A 20,315-nucleotide genomic window follows, 5' to 3' on the forward strand; every position below is an offset into this window, starting at 1 on the left:
CCCCACCGCAGACTGGGCATGGCAGATCCGAGGGAGGACGACATGACGAGCGAGATCCGCAGGACCTTCTACCCGATGATCAGGTCCGCCGACCCGGCGCGGACGATGGCGTGGCTGGAGAGGGCGTTCGGCTTCACCGAGATCGCGGCCCACAAGGACGACACCGGGAAGATCGTGCACGCCGAGCTGCGCTTCGACACCGGCCTCGTCATGCTGGGCGCCGCCGAGACCCCGGCGGCGGCGGTCTACGTCGCGGTCGACGATCCGGACGCCCACCACGACCGGGCGAAGGCCGCCGGCGCCGAGATCTTCCGCCCGCTCACCGACCAGGACTACGGCTCCCGCGACTACGCGGCCCGCGACCCGGACGGCAACGAGTGGTACTTCGGGACCTACCGCCCCTGACCGCCGCGCACCGCTCAAGAGGCTCGCCGAGCCCGGCCGGCGGCCCGGTGCCGCGGGCCGCCGCACTCGGCGCCGACCGGGCGGCGCCGGCCGGGGGCGGGGGCAAAGACGTCCTCGACCGCTTCCGGGCGCGGCGCGCTACCTGAGGCCGGCGAAGAGGTCGTCCTCCCTGTCGGGGGCCTGGACGCGGCAGAAGTGGCGGACGAACGCCTCGGACGAGAAGGCCGCGCGCTGCATCTCCTCCGGCATCCGCAGCAGGAAGATGTTCTCGCCCTGGCTGGCGTGCGCCTCCAGGGCCTTGCGCTTGGCGTCCACGTGCGCGGCGACGTCCACCACGCTGGTGATCAGCTCGTCCGGGGTGCCGAAGTCGTCCGGCAGGTCGAAGTCGACCTCCACGCCCGACTCCCGGACCGCGTCGAACATCTGCTGGATGCCCGAGCGCGGGACGGCGGTGTAGTACAGCTTGTCGGGCACGCCCGTCCGCTCCGCGGCGGCCAGCGCGATGCGGTGGGCCTGGATGTGGTCGGGGTGCCCGTAGCCGCCGTTCTCGTCGTAGGTGACGACGACCTGCGGCCGGTAGCGCTCCATCAGCTCGGCGAGCCGCCCGGCGGACTCGTCCGGCGGGATGTTCGCGAACGCGCGCGGGTCGTCGTTCGCCGACCAGCCGTCCATGCCGGAGTCGCGGTAGCCGAGCAGTTCCAGGTGGCCGATGCCGAGCAGGCCCGCCGACTCGCGGAGCTCGCCGAGACGGCGCCGCGCGACCTCCTCGGCGTCGTGCCCCGCCTCGCCGGGCTTCACGCCGCCCGAGTCGTCGCCCTGCTCGCCGTTGGTGCAGGTGACCAGCACCGTCCGGACGCCCTCGGCGGCGCTGCGGGCGAGCAGCCCGCCGGTGCCGAGCACCTCGTCGTCGGGGTGGGCGTGGACGGCCATCAGCGTGAGTTCGTGCGTCATCCGGGCTCCTCAGTGTTCCGGCCGTCCACCCTACGTCCCGGAACACCGCGGCGATCACGTCTGGGACACCGACTCCGCCGCCGAGAGGTCGGCGGGCGTCAGCGGGTGCGCCGGCGCGTCGAACGGGAACAGCGAGGACGCCGTCAGCCCCTCCACCGTGAGCAGCTCGCCCGGGGCGAGGAGCCGCCAGCCCGGATCGTCGTCCATGCGCTCGCTGGCGAGGACGTACATCGGGCACGCGTCCCGGTGCGCGGCCACCTGCACCTGGCCCGGCTCGCGCCCGGACGCCAGGTGGCGTGCCGGGCCGGGCTTGTCCAGCCGGGGCTGGAGCACCCACAGCTCGTGCGTGTCCGGATAGCGCAGCGCCCACAGCCGCCGGGGCTCGGCCAGCACGACGTTCAGGGCGAAGACGGGCAGTTCGGCGGCGATGCGCCGGACGGCCGCGATCAGCCCGGACGCGGTGTCCCCGTGCCGCCGGATCTCCGCCGTGATGTAGGCGAACACCAGTTCGGAGTCGGTCTGCCCCTGCATCAGCGCCCGGTCCACGTCGGTGAGCCACGAGTCGAGGACGTCGAGGCCGCGCACCACGCCGTTGTGGGCGAACAGCCGGTCGTCCATCACGAACGGGTGGGAGTTGTGGACGTCCGGGGCGCCGGTCGAGGCGTACCGGACGTGGGACACGAACGTGTGCGACACGACGTTGCGCGCCTCGGCGTTGAAGTCGGCGTCCTGGAAGGCGGCGACGGGCGCGCGGTCGCGGACGGGTTCCTCGCCCAGCGAGAACCAGCCGAGGCCCGTCCCGTCCGGCATGCGGCGGCTCTGGAACTGCAGGCTCTCGGGCGCGTCCAGCAGCCAGAACGTGGAGTGGACGCGGGGCCCGCCCGTGGTCATCCCGAATAGTCGGCACATGCCGGGACAATGCCCGCCAGGACGCGGGCCAAGACTCGGGCGCGGAAGAACCGCTCTTCGACGTCCGGGGCGTCCATGACGTACGGTCCCGTGTATGGGGTCGCCGGTGGTGCTGCTGGACGTGGACGGAGTTCTCAATCCCTTTGAAAGGCCCCACCGCGGCTTCAAACGGCATCGGTGCTCGCCGAACGGCATGACCTTCAGGCTGTGGCTCAATCCGGAGCACGGCCGGGCCCTGCTCGACCTCGCCGAGTCCACCGGCGCCGAACTCGCCTGGGCGAGCTACTGGTGCGACCACGCCAACGCGTGGATCGCGCCCCGGATCGGGCTGCCCGAACTGCCGTTCGTCCCCATCCCGCGGTTCCCCGGCGTCGCGGAGGGCCGCACCCTCGGCGCCTGGAAGGCCCGGCACGTGGCCGCGTGGGCGGAGAGCCGCCCGTTCGTCTGGTTCGAGGACGAGCCCGACGCCACCGAGCGCATCGCCGGCGAACCGGACGTCGCCGAGCACCTCCTCGTGGAGATCGACCCCCTGACCGGCCTCACCGGCGACCACCTCGACGCCGCCGCGGCCTGGCTCCGCGCGCTCTCCCGCTGACGGCGCCGGCGACGCGGCCGGGCTCGCCGGCGTCTGCCTCACCGGGCCGCCGCCCTCGGCGTACCGCGTCGTCGAGGCCGGGCCCCGAGCCGGGGGTCAGTGGCGCGTCCAGTCGGGCTGGGCGAAGCCGGCGACCCTGGCCCGCCGCCCGAGCAGCACCACCTCGCGGAACTGCCACAGCATCGCGCCCGTCGGGGCGTGGACGCGCCAGTCGGGGCCGAGCCACATCTGCAGGAGGCTGCCGCCGTCCGGCTGCGGCACCCACCGCGGGGTGTCGTCGTCCGCCAGCCGCCGCAGGGTCGCGTGGTGGACAGAGTGGACCTCGTCCGGGCTCGGCGCCAGCGGGCCCGGGTCGTCCAGCGCCACCACGACCGGCGTGATCGCGAAACCCGAGGAGGCGGGGAAGTCGTCGAGCCGGCCGAGGACGTCGGCGGGCCCGGCGGCCAGGCCGATCTCCTCGCGCAGCTCCCGCAGCGCCGCCTCCTGCGGGGTCTCGCCGTCCTCCACCCGCCCGCCCGGAAGGCCCCACTGGCCGGCGTTCCGCCCCCGGTAGGCGCGCCTGATCACGATCACGGACGGGACCCCGCCGTGCTCCACCGCGCACAGCACGACCCCCGCGCGGCGCAGGCCGGGCGCGTCGGGGACGGTCGTGTGCGCGAACGCGCCGAGCCGGCCGGCCGCCAGCGTCCGGAACGCGCCGAGGTCGTCGAGCGGGCCGAGATCGTCGAGGGAGTCGAGGGGGGCGGTCATGCCTCGATACTGCCAGGGCCCGCCTCGCGGGCGTATCGCGCGGGCGGCGTACCGACCGCCGCGGTGAAGTCCCGGGTGAAGTGGGCCTGGTCGGCGTAGCCGAGTTCGGCGGCCAGGCCCGGCCAGTCGGCCCCGCCGCCGGACGCCGCCCGCTCGGCCGCCTCCCGCATCCGGAACCGCCGTATCACCCACTTCGGGCCGATGCCCACGTACTCGTGGAAGAGGCGCTGCAGGCCGCGCGTGCTGAGCCCCACGTCCGCGGCCAGCTCGCCCACCCGCACGAGGCCCGGCCGCGCCGCGATCCGCTCGACGATCGCGGCGGCCCGCTCGGCCGACGGATCCGGTCCCGGCGCCGCCTCGGCGAGGAACGCCTCCAGCCGTCCAGCCGCCTCCGCGTCGCCGGCGGTCGCGAAGACCTCGTCCGCCAGCGCGTGGCCCGCCGCGCCGAACACCTCGGCCACGTCCGCGAACCGGCCGGTCAGCGCGGAGACGGGCGCGTCGGTGAACGGCCTGAACCCGCCCGGCCGGAAGGCCGCCCCGACCACGCGCCCCTCGTCGTGGATCTCCTCGACGAAGTCGTCCCGCACCACGCCCACGATCCGCGCCCGCGTCTTCCCGCCGGTCAGGTAGCTGGTGAACGTCATGTGCACGGACGGCCGCGTCAGCACCTGCTGCCGGTGCGGCGGCCGGCCCCGCAGATCCCACCGCAGCACCCAGAAGTCCTCGACGAACGGGGCGAGCGCCGGCCCCGGCGCGATCCGCTCCACCCGGAAGCGCTCCAGGCCCGTCCGCGCCCGCAGGATGCCCCGCGTCCCACCGGGTAGGGATCGTTCCACCGCACCAGGCTAAACGGTGTCGCGTTTCTTCAAGACAGGCGCCGCGGGCCCGTCCTAGCGTGGCCCCGTGTTCGAACTGATGAGCGAGGGAGAGATGATGGACATCCGGAGCCGGATGCTTCCCGCCGCGGAGGCCGCGGCGCGGATCGTCCTGGAGATACCCGCGGAGAAGCTGGACGCGCCCACCCCGTGCCCCGACTGGGACGTGCGGGGCGTGGTCAACCACCTGATCCTGTGGAGCGGCCGGGGCGAGGCCGCCGCGCACCGCACGCCGCCCGGCGGGCCGGGGGAGGACCACGACTTCACCGCCGAGCCCGGATGGGCCGAGCGGTTCGGGCAGCAGGCCCGCAAGACCGCCGAAGCGTGGCAGGACCCCGCCGCCTGGGAGGGCAGCACCAGCCTCACCGGCAACCCGGAGGGCATGCCCGCCGGGTTCATCGCCGGGATCCTCTTCGTCGAGAGCGTCGTCCACGGCTGGGACCTCGCCGCCGCCATCGGACGCGACCCCGGCTTCCCGCCCGACGTGGTGCGGGCGGCGTGGGACCAGGTCGTCCCGATGGCGGAGATGAGCCGCCAGTACGGCGTGTTCGGCGCCGAGGTGCCCGTGCCGGACGACGCGCCGCTGCTCGACCGCGTCCTCGGCACGGCCGGCCGCGACCCGCGCTGGAAGCCCTGAAACGCCGCCCGGACGCGCGGGTCCCGGCGCGAGCGGGGGCCCGCGCGCTCTACCCTTGAGGCATGTCTTCCAGCTCTTCGATCCGTGTGCGCTTCGCCCCGTCCCCGACCGGCATGTTCCATGTCGGCGGCGCCCGCTCGGCGCTGTTCAACTGGGTGATGGCCGCCCAGTCGGGCGGGACGCTCGTGCTGCGCATCGAGGACACCGACGCCTCCCGCAACAGCCCCGAGTGGACCGAGGGCATCATCCGCGCCCTCGCCTGGCTCGGCATGGACGGCGAGCAGTACGAGGGCCCCTACTTCCAGTCCGCCAACGCCGACCGGCACGCCGAGGCCGTCCAGAAGCTGAAGGACGCCGGCCGCGCCTACTACTGCGACTGCGGGCGCGAGGCCGTCGTCGCCCGCACCGGCGACCAGCACAAGGGCTACGACGGCTTCTGCCGCGACCGCGGCCTGGAGCCCGGCCCCGGCCGCGCCCTCCGCTACCGCACCCCCGACGAGGGCCAGACCACCGTCGTCGACCTGCTGCGCGGCAAGCCGGTGTTCGAGAACGCCGTCCTGGAGGACTTCGTCATCGCCCGCGCCGACGGCTCGGTCACGTTCCTGCTGGCCAACGCCGTCGACGACATGAGCCAGGGCATCACCCACGTCGTGCGCGGCGAGGAGCACCTGTCCAACGCGCCCAAGCAGCAGCTGCTGTGGGAGGCGCTCGGCGGCGAGCCGCCCGTCTGGGCGCACGTCCCCGTCATCGTGAACGAGAAGCGGCAGAAGCTGTCCAAGCGCCGCGACAAGGTCGCCCTGGAGGACTACCGGGCCGAGGGCTACCTCGCCGAGGCCATGCGCAACTACCTGATGCTGCTCGGCTGGGCCCCGTCCGGCGACCGCGAGATCGTCCCCTGGGACGTCGTCGTCGACGAGTTCCGCATCGAGGACGTCAACTCCTCGCCCGCGTTCTTCGACGTCAAGAAGCTCCGCGCCGTAAACGGCGAGTACATCCGGGCGCTGCCCCCCGAGAAGTTCATCGCCGAGTGCCTGCCCTTCCTGGAGCGGGCCCCCTTCGAGGTGGACGTGGCGGTGTTCGCCGAGCTCGCGCCGCTCGCCCAGACCCGCGTGGCGCTGCTGTCGGAGATCGTCCAGATGATCGACTTCGTGTTCCTGGACGAGCCGCCGGCCGACGAGCAGTCCTGGAACAAGGCGATGAAGGAGCCCGCCGCCGCGATCCTCGCCGCCGCCGAGGCCGCGTACCGGGACGCCCCCTGGAACGCCGCCGAGCTGAAGGACCGGCTGGAGCGCATCGGCGCCGAGCACGGCCTGAAGCTCGGCAAGACGCAGGCGCCCGTCCGCGTCGCCGTCACCGGCCGCACCGTCGGCCTGCCGCTGTTCGAGTCGCTGGAGATCCTCGGCCGCGACCGCACCCTGGCGCGCATCGCCGCCGCGAGGGCCCGCCTCGAAGCCGCCTCCTGACGCACCGGCGGTCACCCGTGCCCGGCCGCGGCCGGGCACGGGTCAGGAGGAGGGCTCCTCGCCGTCCAGGGCCCGGCGCAGGTCGCCGAGGCGGCGGGTCAGCTCGTCGAGTTCGTCCCGCCGGGCGGGCGGGACGTGCTTGCCGACCACCTCCGCCTGCTCCTCCACCGACCTCAGCAGAGCCCGGGCCGTGCCCTGGTCGGGACGCTCGTTCAGCAGCGCCGACTGCTCGCGCAGCAGCGCGGCCTGCTCGCGCAGCAGCGCCGTCTGGTCGCCGAGCTGCTTGTTCTTGGTGTGCAGCTCCACGAACACCGACACCTTGGCGCGCAGCACCCACGGGTCGAACGGCTTGGAGATGAAGTCGACCGCGCCCGCCGCGTACCCGCGGAACGCGTAGTCGGGATCGCTGTTCACCGCCGTCAGGAAGATGATCGGCAGATCCCGGGTCTTCTTGCGCCGCTTGATGTCGCGGGCCGTCTCGAACCCGTCCATGCCGGGCATGACGACGTCCAGCAGGATGACCGCGTACTCGTCGGTGAGCAGCGCCTTCAGCGCGTCCTCCCCGGACCGCGCCCGGACCAGGTCCTGATCGAGCGAGCTGAGGATGGCCTCCAGCGCGATCAGGTTCTCCTCGCGGTCGTCCACGAGCAGGATCTTCGCCTTGTCGTCCACGCGCGTCTCTCCGATTCCGGTCCCCGCCATCGCCGGCGCATGAGCCCTCAGGGCGACCCTAACCGCCGGGCGCCTCCCCTCCTCAGCGGACGGCGGAGGGTTGCAGCCAGTTCCTCATGACGTCAAGGAGATGGTCCACGTCCACGGGCTTCGGCACATAGTCCGACGCGCCGGAGTCGAGGCTCTTCTCCCTGTCTCCCTTCATCACCTTGGCCGTGATGACGATGATCGGCAAGTCGGCGAACTGCGGCATATCCCTGATGGCGGCGGTCGTCGCGTAACCGTCGAGGCCCGGCATCATGACGTCCATCAGCACGACCGCCACGTCCGGGTTGCGGTGCAGGACCTCGATCCCGGCCTGCCCGTCCTCGGCGTAGAGGACCTCCATCCCGTAGCCCTCCAGGACGCTGGTGAGAGCGAACACGTTCCGGACGTCGTCGTCGACGATCAGGACCTTGCGGCCCGACAGGACGGTGTCGAGGAAGTCCGTCGGAGGCTCCTCGACGAGGCCGTTCAGCGCGGGCTCGGCCTCCCCGGACGGCGCGCGCCGCTCGACGGGCAGCCCGTTCTCCGCGGACGCGGCGGCCAGCTGCCGGGCCCTGCCGCCGTTGCCCCGCTCGGCCGGCCCGCCGAGCCGGCCCTCCGGCGCGGCGGCCTCCTCGTCGGCCGGGCGCCGCCGGTCCTCGCGCTCGCTGTACTGGGCGGGCAGGTAGAGCGTGAACACGCTGCCGCGGCCCGGCTGGCTCTCCGCGTGGATCTCCCCGCCGAGCAGCCGCGCGATGTTCCGGCTGATCGACAGGCCGAGCCCCGTGCCGCCGTAGCGGCGGCTCGTGGTCCCGTCGGCCTGCTGGAACGGCTCGAAGATCTCCTGCAGCTTGTCGGCGCTGACCCCGATGCCCGTGTCGATCACCCGGAACGCGATCACGTCCGGGGTGTTCCACAGCGCGGGCAGCGTGAAGTCGATGTCGCCGGCCCGCTCGATCAGCAGCCGCACCTCGCCCTCGGCGGTGAACTTCACCGCGTTCGACAGCAGGTTCCGCAGCACCTGCTGCAGCCGCTGCTCGTCGGTGTTCAGCGTGGCCGGGACGTCCGGCGCGACCTCCACGCCGAACTGGAGGCCCTTGTCGACCGACAGCGGGCGGAACGTCGCGTCCACGTAGTCGACCAGCGCCGCCACCGACAGCCGCTGCGGGTGCGCCTCCATCTTGCCCGCCTCGACCTTGGCCAGGTCCAGGATGTCGTTGATCAGCTCCAGCAGGTCGGTGCCGGACTCGTGGATCGTCCGCGCGAACTCGACCTGCTTGCCGGTCAGGTTGCCGCTCTGGTTCTCCGACAGCAGCTTGGCCAGCACCAGCAGGCTGTTCAGCGGCGTGCGCAGCTCGTGCGACATGTTCGCCAGGAACTCCGACTTGTACCGCGAGGAGATCGCCAGCTGCTCGGCGCGCTCCTCCAGCGTCCGCCGCGCCTGCTCGATCTGGAAGTTCTGGATCTCGATCGCGCGGTTCTGCTGGGCCAGCAGCGCCGCCTTCTCCTCCAGCTCGGTGTTGGAGTGCCGCAGCTCGCCCTGCTGGCGCTGCAGCTCGTCCGACCGCTCCTGCAGCTCCTGCGCGAGCCGCTGCGACTCGCCCAGCAGCGCCTCCGTCCGGGCGTTGGCGCGGATCGCGTTCAGGGTGACCCCGATCGTCTCGATCAGCTGGCTGAAGAACGCCAGGTGGACGTCGGTGAACCGGCCGAACGAGGCCAGCTCGATCGCGCCGAGCACCTCGTCCTCGAACACGATCGGGAGCACGATGATGTTGACCGGGGACGCCTCGCCCAGCCCCGACCCGATCTTGACGTAGTCGGCGGGGGCGTCGGCGATCAGCAGCGGCCGGCGCTCCTGCGCCGCCTGCCCGACCAGGCCCTCGCCCATCGCGAACCGCACCGCCCCGGCCCGGCCCCGCCGCGTCCCGTACCCGGCGATCAGCGCGAGCTCGGAGTCCTCGCCCGCGCTGTCGGAGAGGTAGAACGCGCCGTACTGGGCGCTCGCCGTCGGGGTCAGCTCCCGCATGATCAGCTCGGCGACCTGCAGCAGGTCCCGGTGGCCCTGCATGAGCCCGCCGATCCGCGCCAGGTTGGTCTTGAGCCAGTCCTGCTCCTCGTTGGCGCGGGTCGTCTCGCGGAGCGTCGCGACCATCAGGTTCACGTTGTCGGACAGCTCGGCGACCTCGCCGCGCGCCTCCACGGTGATCGTCCGGGTCAGGTCGCCCGTGGCGACCGCGCTCGCGACCGCGCCGATGGCCCGCACCTGCGTGGTCAGGTTCCCGGCCAGCTCGTTGACGCTCTCGGTCAGCCGCTTCCAGGTGCCGGACACGCCCTCGACCTCGGCCTGCCCGCCGAGCCGGCCCTCGATGCCGACCTCGCGGGCGACGCGGGTCACCTCGGACGCGAACGACGACAGCGTGTCCACCATCGTGTTCAGCGTCGTCTTCAGCTCCAGGATCTCGCCCTGCGCGTTCACGTCGATGCGCCGCGTCAGGTCGCCGTGCGCGACCGCCGTCGCCACCTGGGCGATGTTGCGGACCTGGTAGGTCAGGTTGGACGCCATGCCGTTGACGTTGTCGGTCAGGTCCTTCCACATGCCGCCCGCGCCGGGCACGATCGCCTGGCCGCCGAGCCGCCCCTCCGTGCCGACCTCGCGGGCGACGCGGCTGACCTCGTCCGCGAACGCCGACAGGGTGTCGACCATGGTGTTCAGGGTGTCCTTGAGCTGCAGGATCTCGCCCTGCGCGTCCACCTCGATCTTGCGGGTCAGGTCGCCCTGCGCCACCGCCGTCGTCACCTGGGCGATCCCGCGCACCTGGTTCGTCAGGTTGTTCGCCATCGAGTTGACGTTGTCGGTGAGGTCGAGCCACACCCCGCCGGCCCCGGGCACGATCGCCTGGCCGCCGAGCCGCCCCTCCGTGCCGACCTCGCGGGCGACGCGGGTCACCTCGGAGGCGAAGGCCGACAGCGTGTCGACCATCGCGTTGACGGTGTCCTTCAGCTCCAGGATCTCGCCCTGCGCGTCGACGGTGATCTTCTTGCCGAGGTCGCCCTCGGCGACGGCCGTGGTGACCTGGGCGATGTTGCGGACCTGGTAGGTCAGGTTGGACGCCATGCCGTTGACGTTGTTGGTCAGGTCCTTCCAGACGCCGCTCACGCCCGGCACGCGGGCCTGGCCGCCGAGCCGCCCCTCGGTGCCGACCTCGCGGGCGACGCGGGTGACCTCGTCCGCGAAGGCGGACAGGGTGTCGACCATCGTGTTCACCGTGTTCTTCAGCTGCAGGATCTCGCCCTGCGCGTCGACGGTGATCTTCTTGCCGAGGTCGCCCTCGGCGACGGCCGTGGTGACCTGGGCGATGTTGCGGACCTGGTTCGTCAGGTTGTTCGCCATCGCGTTGACGTTGTCGGTCAGGTTCTTCCAGACGCCGCTGACGCCGCGCACGTGCGCCTGGCCGCCGAGCTGCCCCTCCGTGCCGACCTCGCGGGCGACGCGGGTGACCTCGTCCGCGAACGCCGACAGCTGGTCGACCATCGTGTTCACGGTGAGCTTCAGCTCCTGGAGCTCACCGGTCGCCTCCACCGTCACCTTGCGCGTCAGGTCGCCCTTCGCCACCGCCGTGGTGACCTCCGCGATGTCGCGCACCTGCGACGTCAGCCGGTTCGCCATCACGTTCACCGACGCCGTCACGTCCCGCCAGCGGCCCGTCATGCCGCGCGCCGGCGCCTGGCCGCCGAGCCGGCCCTCCGTGCCCACCTCGCGGGCGAACTGGGTGACCTCCCAGGTGAACTGGTCGAGCAGCTCCACCATGCCGTTGACCGACTTCGCCATGCGCAGCAGCTCGCCGCGCATCGGCCTGCCGCGCACCCGCAGCTCGACGCGCTGGCTCAGGTCGCCGGCCGCGACCGCCTCCACCACCTGGCTCATCCCCGTCGCCAGGTCGGTCAGCTTGTCGATGATCGCGTTGGCGTCCTCCACCGCGGTCGCCCACGTCCCGCGCAGCGCGCCCGGCGTGACGCGCCCCCGCAGCTTCCCCTCCCGGCCGATCTCCCGCCGGACGCGGCTCAGCCCCGACGCCAGCTCATGGCCGTTCTGCCGGATGTCCTCCAGGATGGCCCCGGCCTCCGCCACGGCGCCCTCGCCCGGCACCTCCAGCTCCGCCTTCGCCCTGCCGTCCCGCACGGCGACGAGCGCCTTCAGCAGCGGCTCGAGGTCGGCGTCGCTGTAACGCGGGGTCGTGTCGCGGTACCCGCCGGGGCGGGCGCGTGACGCGGTAAGCGGCATTCTCTTCATCCTCCTGGCCCGCGATCGTCGAACATCCGGATGCCACGGACTCCTGACTCCGGGCCCACGTCCGGTTTCCCCTGGGCCCTCTTCCGGCCGCATCTGTACTCTACGTCGCCGGGCGGCGGCGGGCCCCTTTTCGCGGGTCGGGCGTGATGGGACGTCATCGACCGTGCATCCGCGCTTGTAGTCTTCGTGTTACGGTCTGTCGTGTCGTGGCGGGGGTGTCGCGTTCTCCGAGGACGGACGCGTCGCGGGGCCCGGGTTCACGGCTCTCGTCGCCGCGCGGCCGACCCGTCTGCGACGATAGTCGGGCCCGGTAGTGATGCTTCGAACAAAGGGACGACAGTTGGATCGGCAGACGGCGTCGGCCACCTTCCCGTCCGCCGCCGCGGCGGTGGCGGATGCGCGCCGCTTCGTCCGGAAGGTGCTGGCCGACTGGGGCATGGACGAGGCGGCGGACGACGCCGTCCTGGCCACCAGCGAACTCGCCACCAACGCGATCGCCTACGCCGGCACGTCCTTCGACGTCTCCTGCCGGCTGGAGGACGGCGAGATCAAGATCGAGGTCCGCGACCGGCACCCCACGCGGGGCATCGAGATGCCCGGCGTCACCGCCTCCAGCGGACGCGGGCTGCCGTCGATCGCCCGCCTCGCCGCGTCCTGGGGCGTCTCCTACGACCACCGCACCAAGGGCGTCTGGTTCCGGCTGCCCCGGCCGGGCGCCGCCGCCGAGCCCGCGCCCGCAGGCGGGCAGGACGCCGCCGCGGGCACGCCCGAGGCCGCGGCCGGCCCCGCCGACCGCGGCCCCCGCGAACGGGCGGGCCGCGACCGGGCCGAGCAGCCCCGCGACGGCGCCGCCGCGCAGGCCCGCGAGGGCGGGCTCAGCGGCGACGTCGGCGACATGCCCGTCGCCGGCGACCGGCTGCTGCGCTCCCCGGCCGCCGTGGAGGCCATGGAGGACGGCGTCGCCACCGTCCGCGAGGTACTCGGCGCGGAGGGCGCCGCCGTCCTGCTCACCGAGCGCGACGGCCGCATGATCATGGGCTCGTCCACGGGCACCGCCGCCGAGCCGCCGCTGGGCGAGCTGTCGGTGGCCGGCCTCGGCCCCGCCGCCCGGGCCGGCTCGCCCTGGGTGGCCGCCGCCGGCGATCCGGTCGCCACGGCCCTGCGGGCCCGGTCCCTGGCCGCCGCGCCGCTGGAGTCCCAGGGCCGCCTCACGGGCGTCGTCGTGGCCGTCTCCTCGGTGTCCGGCCGCTTCGACGAGGCCGACGGCGTCCGCCTCGGGCGGCTCGCGGACGAGATGTCGCTCTCCCTGGAGAAGGCCAGGGTGGGCGAGCTGGAACGGTCCTGGCGCGGCTGGCTCAGCTTCGTCGCCGAGGCCAGCGACCTGCTCGCCGGAACCCTCGACCAGGAGCGCACGATGGCGCTGGTCGCCCAGCTGGTCGTCCCGCGCCTCGCCACCTGGTGCGCCGTCTACACCGTCACCGAGGCCGAGCCCGACCGGCTCGCCTACGTGTGGCACGCCGACGAGAACCGCAGCGACGGCCTCCGCGAACTGCTGGAGCACGCGGGCGCCGCCCCGCCGATGGACGGCCCCGGCCCGTGGACCGGGCTCGCCACCGCCCCCGAGGACGTCCGGGCCGCCGCCGGCGGCACGGCCGCCGACCACGTCTACGCGTTCCCGCTGATCGCCCGCGGCCGCCGCATCGGGACCATCGTCATCGGCCGCCCGCCCGGCGACCGCTTCCCGCGCAGCGCCGTCGAACTGGCCGAGGAGCTCAGCCGCCGCGCGGCCCTCGCCGTCGACAACGCGCGCCTGTTCTCCGCGCAGACGGCCATGAGCAGCGCCCTGCAGCGCAGCCTGCTGCCGCCGGGCATCCCCGAGATCCCCGGCCTGGAGGTCGCGGTGGTGTACGAGCCGGCCGGGGAGGGCAGCGAGGTCGGCGGCGACTTCTACGACGTGTTCGAGAGCGGCCCGCAGCCGGGCGGCCCGGCGCCCTCGTCCCGCTGGCGGTTCGCCATCGGCGACGTGTGCGGCACCGGCCCCGAGGCGGCCGCCGTCACCGGCCTCGCCCGGCACGCCCTGCGCATCCTCTCCGCCGAGGACATGTCCGTTCCGGCCGTGCTGACCCGGCTCAACCGGCTCATCCTCGGCGAGGGGGAGCGCGGCCGGCTGCTGACCCTGCTGCACGGCGAGATCGCGGCCCGCCGCCACGACGGCGTGCGGATCCGGCTGACGAGCGCGGGACACCCGCTCCCGCTCGTCCTCGACACCGAGGGCGGCGTGCGCGAGGCGGCCTCGGCCCAAGCACTGCTCGGCGTCTTCGACGGTGTCGACTTCCACACCGACACCGTCGACCTCCGCCGGGGGGAAGTCCTGCTGTGCGTGACCGACGGCGTCACGGAGCGCCGTTCGGGAAGCCGGCTGCTCGGCGACGGCGACGGCCTCGAACGGCTGCTCGCCGGCTGCACCGGGCTGAGCGCCGGCGCCGTGGCCGCGCGCATCCAGCGCGCGGTGCGCGACTTCGGGCCGGAGCCGTCGAACGACGACATTGCCCTCATTGTTCTGCGGGCGTCATGATGGAGACCAACAATCGGTAAGGTGGGGTGGCGTGGGGCTTGCCTTGCACACGACGCGACAGGACGGCCGCGCGACGATCGCCGCGCGCGGCTCCATCGACCTGCACTCCTCCGAAGAGCTGCGCACTCGGCTGACCGAGCTCGTGGACGCGGGCGAGCGGGCGGTCGTCGTCGACCTCGCGGCGGTCGACTTCTGTGACTCCTCCGGTCTGAACGTCCTCGTCCGGGCGTACAAGCACGCGCGCGCGCAGAACGCGTCGCTCACCGTCACCGGCGCCTATGGCCGGGTCGAGAACGTGCTGCGCACCACCGGGCTCGACCGCTTCCTGATCGAGGGACCGGCGGAGGAGGCACCAGCCGATGGGCGGTGAGGGGACACGATGAAGAACGGCGAGCGGGCGGAGTGACCGACCCGATGACCGAGACCACACTGCGCGCGGCTCCGCAGACCGAGGCGGTCGAGTACGCACGGCGCCTGGCCGCCCGCACCATGCGCACCTGGGCCCTGATGGACCGCGAGGAGCTCGTCACCGCGATCGTCGCGGAGCTCGTCGCCAACGCCGTCAGGCACGCGGGCACCGCGCTGGAGCTTCGGCTGCTGCGCGGATCGGGCCGCGTCCGCGTCGAGGTCCGCGACCGCGCCGCGCAGCTGCCCCGGCTGACCGTCCCCGGCCCGCTGGACGAGTCGCACCGCGGCCTGTTCATCGTCGACCGGTTCGCGAACTCGTGGGGCGCCGACCCGGTGACCGGCGGCAAGGTCGTGTGGGCAGAGGTCGACATCTGACACGGCGACGTCCGGCACGGAGTGCCTCCGCTTGGGGACGCACCGTAGCGGACGATCTCCGGGCCCGGCGCGCCCACCCGCCGTGATCCGGCCGGATGGACGCGCCCGCCCCGTGACGGGTCAGGCAGTGACGGTCAGGCCGACTTGCGGTACAGCTCCGCCACCATGAACGCCAGGTCCAGCGACTGTCCCCGGTTGAGCCGCGGGTCGCACGCCGTCTCGTACCGCTGGTGCAGGTCGTCCTCGGCGAGCCCCGCGCCGCCGCCGACGCACTCGGTGACGTCGTCGCCGGTGAACTCGATGTGGATGCCGCCCGGGTGGGTGCCGAGCGCCCGGTGCACCTCGAAGAAGCCGGCGACCTCGTCCAGGACGTCGTCCAGCCGCCGGGTCTTGTGCCCGCCGGACGCCTCGAACGTGTTGCCGTGCATCGGGTCGCAGATCCACGCGACGGGGGCGCCGCTCTGCTGCACCTTCTCGATCAGCGGGGGCAGCGCGTCCCGGATCCTGCCCGCGCCCATCCGGGTGATGAAGGTGAGCCGTCCGGGCTCGTGGTCGGGGTTCAGCCGGTTGATCAGCGCCAGCGCGTCGTCCGCCGAGGTCGCCGGGCCGAGCTTCACCCCGATCGGGTTGCGGATGTGCCGCAGGAACTCGATGTGCGCCCCGTCCAGCTGCCGGGTGCGCTCGCCGATCCACAGGAAGTGGGCGGACACGTCGTACGGCAGCCCGCTCAGGTGGTCGATGCGGGTGAGCGCCCGCTCGTACTCCAGCAGCAGCGCCTCGTGGCTGGAGTAGAACTCCACCCCGTGGAACTCGTCGGGACTCGCCCCGCACGCCTTCATGAACGTCAGCGCCCGGTCGATCTCGCCCGCGAGCTGCTCGTACCGGCGTCCCGCCGGGCTCTGCTGGACGAAGTCGCGGTTCCAGGCGTGCACCTGCCGCAGATCGGCGTACCCGCCCTTGGTGAAGGCCCGGCACAGGTTCAGCGTCACCGCCGAGCAGTGGTAGGCCTTCAGCAGGCGGTGGGGGTCGTTGCGGCGGGACGCGGCGTCGAACGCGAACCCGTTGACGGCGTCGCCCCGGTAGGCGGGCAGCTCCACCCCGCCGCGCACCTCCACCGCGTTGGACCGCGGCTTGGCGAACTGGCCCGCCATCCGGCCGATCTTCACGACCGGGACGCTGGCGGCGTAGGTGAGCACGACCGCCATCTGCAGCAGCGTCTTCAGCTTGTTCTTCACCGCGTCGGCGTTCGACCCGTCGAACGTCTCGGCGCAGTCGCCGCCCTGGAGGACGAACGCCTCGCCGCGCGCGACGTCCGCGAGCTGCGCCTTCAGCTGGTCGCACTCGCCGGCGAAGACGAGCGGGGGCTGGCTCGCCAGTTCGGCGGCGACCGCCCGGACCTCGTCCGGATCGTCCCATTCGGGCTGCTGGAGGGCGGGGAGGACGCGCCAGGCGTCGAGGTCCCCGATGTCGGCGGATGTACTCACGCGGAAAAGGCTATGGCACCGCCCGCCCAGCATGTGACGGCGCGTCCGCCGGCGACCGCGCCCCGGAACGCGAACCGGGCGGCCCCTGGGGCGGGGCCGCCCGGTTCCTCGCGCGTGCGGTTCCTCGCGCGTGCGGCCCGGTCAGGCCGCGCGGCTCCCGGCGGCCGCGGGCTCCCGGGCGGAGCCGGGTCCGCCGGCCAGCGCCCTGCGGCCGCTCAGATCCGTCTCGTTCGCCAGCTGCCGCAGCCGCCGCAGCGAACGGTCGGTGATCTGCCGCACCCGGTTGTGGCTCAGGCCGTACCGGGCGCCGATCTGGGCGTACGACAGCGGCTGGCCGCTGTCCATCCCGAACCTGGCGCGCAGGATCGCGGACTCGCGTTCCGGCAGCCGGTCGAGCAGCCGGGCGAGCCCCTCGATGTCGTCCAACGCGAGAATCTCGGCCTCGGGCGTGACGGCGTCCGGGTCCTGCAGGAGGTCGCCCATCGGCGTCTCGCCCGCGTCGTCGACGGTCGCGTCCAGGCTCGCCGGGTCGCGCCGCCAGCGCAGCAGCTCGTCCACATGGTCGGCCGCGGCGCCGATCGTGCCCGCGAGCTCCTCCCGGGTCGGTTCCCTGCCGAGTTCGCGGCCCAGCTGGCGCTCGGCGCGGCGCAGCCGTGACAGTTCCTCCTCCACATGGACCGGCAGCCGGATGGTGCGGGCCGTGTGGCTGAGCCCGCGCCCGATCGCCTGCCTGATCCACCAGGTCGCGTACGTGGAGAACTTGAAGCCGCGGCGGTAGTCGAACTTCTCCACCGCGCGCATCAGCCCCAGGTTCCCCTCTTGAATGAGGTCGATGAGGGGCAACGAGTCGGTCGGATATTTCCGGGCGATCGAGACCACGAGCCGCAGGTTGGCCTCGACGAAGCGCTGCTTCGCGCGCAGCCCCGCCGCGGCCAGCTCCTCCAGCTCCTCGCGGGTCGCGCCCTCGGGCGCCCTCCCGTCATCGAGGAGCTGCTCGGCGTACAGGCCCCCTTCGATCGCCTTGGCCAGATCGACCTCCTCCTGCGCGTCGAGCAGGGGGGTGCGGCCGATCCGGTCGAGGTACGCCCCGACAAGATCCTTGTCGGGGACGTCGACCCTGTCGCCCTTGGTACGGGTTGCAGCCATCCTGACCCTTCTCCGGTGCGATCTCCCTAGGAGGACAACGCTAATTACCGCTCTGTGATTCCCGGGTGGGGAATACTGCGAAGCTGTGAGCCGCTCTACGTCCTGATACCCCGACTGAGGAGAAACCGACATGGCGACGGTCACACTGACCACTGAGAACTTCGACGAGGTGGCTCAGGCCGAAGGCATCGTGCTCGTCGACTTCTGGGCGGAGTGGTGCGGGCCGTGCAAGCGCTTCGCGCCGGTCTTCGAGAATTCGGCCGGCAAGCACGAGGACATCGTCTTCGGGAAGGTCGACACCGACGCCCAGCCGGAGTTGTCGGAGCGGTTCGGTATCAGGTCGATCCCGACGCTGATGGCGATCCGGGACGGCCTCATCGTCTTCGCCGAGCCGGGCGCGGTGCCCGAGCCGGTGCTGGAGAACGTGATCGAGCAGGTCCGCGGCCTCGACATGGAGGACGTCCGCCGCCGCGCGGAGGCCTGACCCGGGGCCCCGCGCCCGGCCGGGGCTCCGGCCCGGGGCCGGCAGGTTGCGCGGACGCGACGTCCGGCGGACGCCCGGACGGCGGGCGGGCGGCACGAGGGCAAAGAAGCGGGCGGCGGCGCACGGCGCCCCGCCCGGATGGACGATGATGGACGGATGCTCGCCGATGTCGTCCCCTACCTGGTGTGCCCCGTGTGCGGAGCCGACCTCGAACTGGCCGGCCGCGGACTCCTGTGCCCCGGCGGGCATGCCTTCGACATCGCGCGCCAGGGGTATGCGAACCTCCTGCCGGGCAACGCCCGGCCTGGAACGGCCGACACCCCCGACATGGTGCGCGCGCGGGACGAGTTCCTGAAGGCAGGCCACTTCACCGCCCCCGCGGACGAACTGGCGTGGAGCGTCGCCCGAGCCGTCCCGTCCTTCGTCGTCGACGCGGGCGCCGGAACCGGCCACTACCTGAGCGGGATCCTGGACCGGTCACCCGGCGCGGTCGGTCTCGCGCTGGACATCTCCAAGCACGCGGCCCGCCGCGCGGCCAAGTCCCACCCCCGCGCGGGCGCCGTCGTCGCAGACCTGTGGCGTCCGCTTCCTCTGCGCGACGGTGCCGCCGACACCGTGGTCAACGTGTTCGCGCCGCGCAACGCGGCAGAGTTCCACCGGGTGCTCCGCGACGACGGCCTCCTGTTCACCGTGACCCCGTCGCCCCGGCATCTCGGCACCCTCGTGGAGCCGCTCGGGCTGCTCTCGGTCGACGAGCGCAAGTCCGAACGCGTGGACGCGGCGCTCGCGGGCTACTTCAAGTTCGACGCGCGGCAGGAGATCGAGGTCGAGGCCGTCCTGTCCCACGACGAGGTCGCCACGCTGGTGGGGATGGGGCCGAGCGCGCACCACGTCCCCGCAGACCGGCTCCGGGAGCGGCTTCGGCGGCTACCGGACCCGCTGCCGGCGCCCTTGTCCTTCGTCCTGTCGACGTACAGGCGGCTCGCCTAGATCCGCGTCTGCGCCCTGGGTGAGTTCGAGCATGACCTGCGGGACCTCGCCCGGTTCCGCCACGTCCTCGACCTCGGGCACGTCGACCGTCTCGTACAGGAACGACACGGAGACCGAACGTGCCGTGCCGCTCAGCAGGAGGCGCTGGAGCGCCTGGCCGGCCCGCAGCCATTCCGCGGGGGAGTCGCCGCGGGTCGTGAGTAGCGCGCGCCGGCTGTTCGCCTCCGGCGTTCCGGGGAGGGGATGCAGTGCCGCTCCTTCCAGCCGCGCGGCCTCGCCCAGCTCATTGACGACAGTGGGCGCGGGCCGGACGCCTGATGCGGTGCGGCCCGCTGGGAAGGGCTTAAGCGTCGCGGCGTAGAGGAGCCGTTCCTCACGGGTCACCCGGTGGCGTCCCGCCAGGCGGACCGTGGCGAGGACCGACGGGCGCCCGGCATCGGGAAGCAGCCGCACCACGGCCTCGTGCCCGAGCTGGGCGGCGGCCAGCCGGAGGTTGACCAGGGCGGCGCCGCTGCTGAGATGCAGGCCCCGCCCCGCCGGGTCGTGCATGGGCCGGAACCTGGCCGCGTCGGCGTGCACCTCGATGAGTCCGGGAACCACCTTGAACCGCCAGGCGTGCACGTCATGGATCGTCGGCCCCATCGTCGCGGCGACCACGAGACGTTCCGCGGATGCGCGGATGGCGACGGGCACGTTCACGGGGTGTTCCTCCTGACCTCGGCGGACAGTCGCGCCGGGAGCCATAGCACTGCGCACGCTACCTCACTGTGACCCCGCGCACGTAGTGCGTGAAAGGCGAGGTCAGCGAGGTTGAAGGTGTGCCCGGGTGACAAGTTCGTGAGGCGACGGAAGCGCCTCGATTTGACGGTGCCGACGGCGCGCCTTAATGTCTCACCTGCCCCGAGGGACGCGGGACGCCGAAAGGCGGCCGGTCGTGGGGAAGCCACCAGGAACATTCAGGCCCTGAGCCGGGTTGTACCTGTGTGACGCCCCGGAGGGGATGCGGGACGCCGAACGCGGTGGCCGGCCCTACCGGATGAGCAGGCCCTCCGAGAATCGGTCCGAGCGGCGCTCGGGCTGGTGTAGGATGGGCGCACAGCCTAAAACGGGATGCAGGACGCCGCGAGGTGGCCGGCCCGCAGGGCATCTCCTAGGGAACGATCTTCGCCAGGTCTTGGGCCTGGGGGTGTGTCGTCGCCGTGGGGGACTGGGAAGCCTCCGGCCGTCGAAAAGATCTTCACGGATCTGCTTGACAACGGGAGTGGAACAGGTAAGTTAGAA

The 20,315-nt window shown here is 72.9% G+C and carries 18 protein-coding genes; 9 read left to right on the plus strand and 9 right to left on the minus strand.

Features of this window, described 5'->3' with window-relative positions; genetic code table 11:
* Positions 1-42: 42 nt before the first annotated feature.
* Positions 43-405, plus strand: coding sequence for a VOC family protein (locus tag ACA511_RS40195; protein ID WP_375030008.1), 363 nt, complete (start codon positions 43-45; stop codon positions 403-405).
* Between the two features lie 138 nt (positions 406-543).
* Here the strand turns inward: ACA511_RS40195 and ACA511_RS40200 are convergent, their stop codons facing one another.
* Positions 544-1,356 carry a PIG-L family deacetylase gene (locus ACA511_RS40200; RefSeq protein ID WP_375030009.1) on the minus strand — a complete coding sequence of 271 codons (813 nt, stop codon included), beginning with the start codon at positions 1,354-1,356 and terminating at the stop codon, positions 544-546.
* Positions 1,357-1,410: 54 nt separating this feature from the next.
* A complete protein-coding gene (locus ACA511_RS40205) occupies positions 1,411-2,265 on the minus strand; it encodes a class II glutamine amidotransferase (protein ID WP_375030010.1) in 855 nt (284 codons plus the stop codon).
* 94 nt (positions 2,266-2,359) lie between these two features.
* On the opposite strand from ACA511_RS40205, the gene ACA511_RS40210 reads away from it, so the two are divergent.
* The gene (locus tag ACA511_RS40210; RefSeq protein WP_375030011.1) at positions 2,360-2,860 is read left to right on the plus strand and encodes an HAD domain-containing protein; all 501 of its coding nucleotides are present in this window, start codon (positions 2,360-2,362) and stop codon (positions 2,858-2,860) included.
* Between the two features lie 96 nt (positions 2,861-2,956).
* Here the strand turns inward: ACA511_RS40210 and ACA511_RS40215 are convergent, their stop codons facing one another.
* Both ACA511_RS40215 and ACA511_RS40220 read right to left on the minus strand, forming a co-directional pair.
* A complete protein-coding gene (locus ACA511_RS40215) occupies positions 2,957-3,610 on the minus strand; it encodes an NUDIX hydrolase (protein ID WP_375030012.1) in 654 nt (217 codons plus the stop codon).
* Positions 3,607-4,446 (minus strand): DUF6597 domain-containing transcriptional factor, encoded by an 840-nt coding sequence (locus ACA511_RS40220; RefSeq protein ID WP_375030013.1) that lies wholly within the window; start codon positions 4,444-4,446, stop codon positions 3,607-3,609. Before ACA511_RS40220 ends, ACA511_RS40215 begins: the two co-directional genes overlap by 4 nt.
* Before the next feature lie 67 nt (positions 4,447-4,513).
* On the opposite strand from ACA511_RS40220, the gene ACA511_RS40225 reads away from it, so the two are divergent.
* Positions 4,514-5,122: a TIGR03086 family metal-binding protein gene (locus ACA511_RS40225; RefSeq protein WP_375030014.1), complete on the plus strand. Its 609-nt coding sequence runs from the start codon at positions 4,514-4,516 to the stop codon at positions 5,120-5,122.
* A 62-nt stretch (positions 5,123-5,184) separates the two neighbouring features.
* Complete coding sequence (gene gltX / locus ACA511_RS40230) at positions 5,185-6,585, plus strand: glutamate--tRNA ligase (protein ID WP_375030015.1); 1,401 nt, start codon at positions 5,185-5,187, stop codon at positions 6,583-6,585.
* 42 nt (positions 6,586-6,627) lie between these two features.
* Here the strand turns inward: gltX and ACA511_RS40235 are convergent, their stop codons facing one another.
* Together ACA511_RS40235 and ACA511_RS40240 are read right to left on the minus strand one after the other, a co-directional pair.
* Entirely contained in the window at positions 6,628-7,257 is a 630-nt protein-coding gene (locus ACA511_RS40235; protein WP_375030016.1) for a two-component system response regulator, read from the minus strand.
* Positions 7,258-7,339: 82 nt separating this feature from the next.
* Entirely contained in the window at positions 7,340-11,563 is a 4,224-nt protein-coding gene (locus ACA511_RS40240; RefSeq protein ID WP_375030017.1) for a HAMP domain-containing protein, read from the minus strand.
* A gap of 349 nt (positions 11,564-11,912) precedes the next feature.
* Here ACA511_RS40240 and ACA511_RS40245 point away from each other — a divergent pair, with 349 nt between their 5' ends.
* Genes ACA511_RS40245 through ACA511_RS40255 form a run of 3 tightly spaced genes read left to right on the plus strand, consistent with a single transcriptional unit; the run spans position 11,913 to position 14,930 of the window.
* Positions 11,913-14,147 carry a SpoIIE family protein phosphatase gene (locus tag ACA511_RS40245; protein ID WP_375030018.1) on the plus strand — a complete coding sequence of 745 codons (2,235 nt, stop codon included), beginning with the start codon at positions 11,913-11,915 and terminating at the stop codon, positions 14,145-14,147.
* A gap of 31 nt (positions 14,148-14,178) precedes the next feature.
* The gene (locus ACA511_RS40250) at positions 14,179-14,517 is read left to right on the plus strand and encodes an STAS domain-containing protein (protein ID WP_375030019.1); all 339 of its coding nucleotides are present in this window, start codon (positions 14,179-14,181) and stop codon (positions 14,515-14,517) included.
* Positions 14,518-14,561: 44 nt separating this feature from the next.
* Entirely contained in the window at positions 14,562-14,930 is a 369-nt protein-coding gene (locus tag ACA511_RS40255; protein ID WP_067638735.1) for an ATP-binding protein, read from the plus strand.
* A gap of 134 nt (positions 14,931-15,064) precedes the next feature.
* Here ACA511_RS40255 and ACA511_RS40260 read toward each other — a convergent pair whose 3' ends face one another.
* Together ACA511_RS40260 and ACA511_RS40265 are read right to left on the minus strand one after the other, a co-directional pair.
* Complete coding sequence (locus ACA511_RS40260) at positions 15,065-16,414, minus strand: class II 3-deoxy-7-phosphoheptulonate synthase (RefSeq protein ID WP_375030020.1); 1,350 nt, start codon at positions 16,412-16,414, stop codon at positions 15,065-15,067.
* Positions 16,415-16,555: 141 nt separating this feature from the next.
* Positions 16,556-17,560 carry an RNA polymerase sigma factor RpoD/SigA gene (locus ACA511_RS40265; protein ID WP_375030021.1) on the minus strand — a complete coding sequence of 335 codons (1,005 nt, stop codon included), beginning with the start codon at positions 17,558-17,560 and terminating at the stop codon, positions 16,556-16,558.
* A gap of 130 nt (positions 17,561-17,690) precedes the next feature.
* Between ACA511_RS40265 and trxA the strand changes: the two genes are divergently transcribed.
* The gene (gene trxA / locus ACA511_RS40270; RefSeq protein WP_375030022.1) at positions 17,691-18,044 is read left to right on the plus strand and encodes a thioredoxin; all 354 of its coding nucleotides are present in this window, start codon (positions 17,691-17,693) and stop codon (positions 18,042-18,044) included.
* Positions 18,045-18,200: 156 nt separating this feature from the next.
* Entirely contained in the window at positions 18,201-19,034 is an 834-nt protein-coding gene (locus tag ACA511_RS40275) for a putative RNA methyltransferase (protein WP_375030023.1), read from the plus strand.
* On the opposite strand, the gene ACA511_RS40280 is transcribed toward ACA511_RS40275, so the two are convergent.
* Positions 18,972-19,733: a hypothetical protein gene (locus ACA511_RS40280; protein ID WP_375030024.1), complete on the minus strand. Its 762-nt coding sequence runs from the start codon at positions 19,731-19,733 to the stop codon at positions 18,972-18,974. The genes ACA511_RS40275 and ACA511_RS40280 overlap by 63 nt on opposite strands.
* Positions 19,734-20,315: the final 582 nt, after the last annotated feature.

It is taken from the genome of Actinomadura sp. GTD37, assembly GCF_041951365.1.
Lineage (GTDB): Bacteria > Actinomycetota > Actinomycetes > Streptosporangiales > Streptosporangiaceae > Spirillospora.

Coding starts and splice junctions, on each gene's coding strand:
- ACA511_RS40240 (WP_375030017.1), bottom strand. CDS start 11,563: ATGCCGCTTACCGCGTCACGCGCCCGCCCCGGCGGGTACCGCGACACG.
- ACA511_RS40205 (WP_375030010.1), bottom strand. CDS start 2,265: ATGTGCCGACTATTCGGGATGACCACGGGCGGGCCCCGCGTCCACTCC.
- ACA511_RS40265 (WP_375030021.1), bottom strand. CDS start 17,560: ATGGCTGCAACCCGTACCAAGGGCGACAGGGTCGACGTCCCCGACAAG.
- ACA511_RS40275 (WP_375030023.1), top strand. CDS start 18,201: ATGCTCGCCGATGTCGTCCCCTACCTGGTGTGCCCCGTGTGCGGAGCC.
- ACA511_RS40210 (WP_375030011.1), top strand. CDS start 2,360: ATGGGGTCGCCGGTGGTGCTGCTGGACGTGGACGGAGTTCTCAATCCC.
- trxA (WP_375030022.1), top strand. CDS start 17,691: ATGGCGACGGTCACACTGACCACTGAGAACTTCGACGAGGTGGCTCAG.
- ACA511_RS40195 (WP_375030008.1), top strand. CDS start 43: ATGACGAGCGAGATCCGCAGGACCTTCTACCCGATGATCAGGTCCGCC.
- ACA511_RS40215 (WP_375030012.1), bottom strand. CDS start 3,610: ATGACCGCCCCCCTCGACTCCCTCGACGATCTCGGCCCGCTCGACGAC.
- ACA511_RS40255 (WP_067638735.1), top strand. CDS start 14,562: ATGACCGAGACCACACTGCGCGCGGCTCCGCAGACCGAGGCGGTCGAG.
- gltX (WP_375030015.1), top strand. CDS start 5,185: ATGTCTTCCAGCTCTTCGATCCGTGTGCGCTTCGCCCCGTCCCCGACC.
- ACA511_RS40200 (WP_375030009.1), bottom strand. CDS start 1,356: ATGACGCACGAACTCACGCTGATGGCCGTCCACGCCCACCCCGACGAC.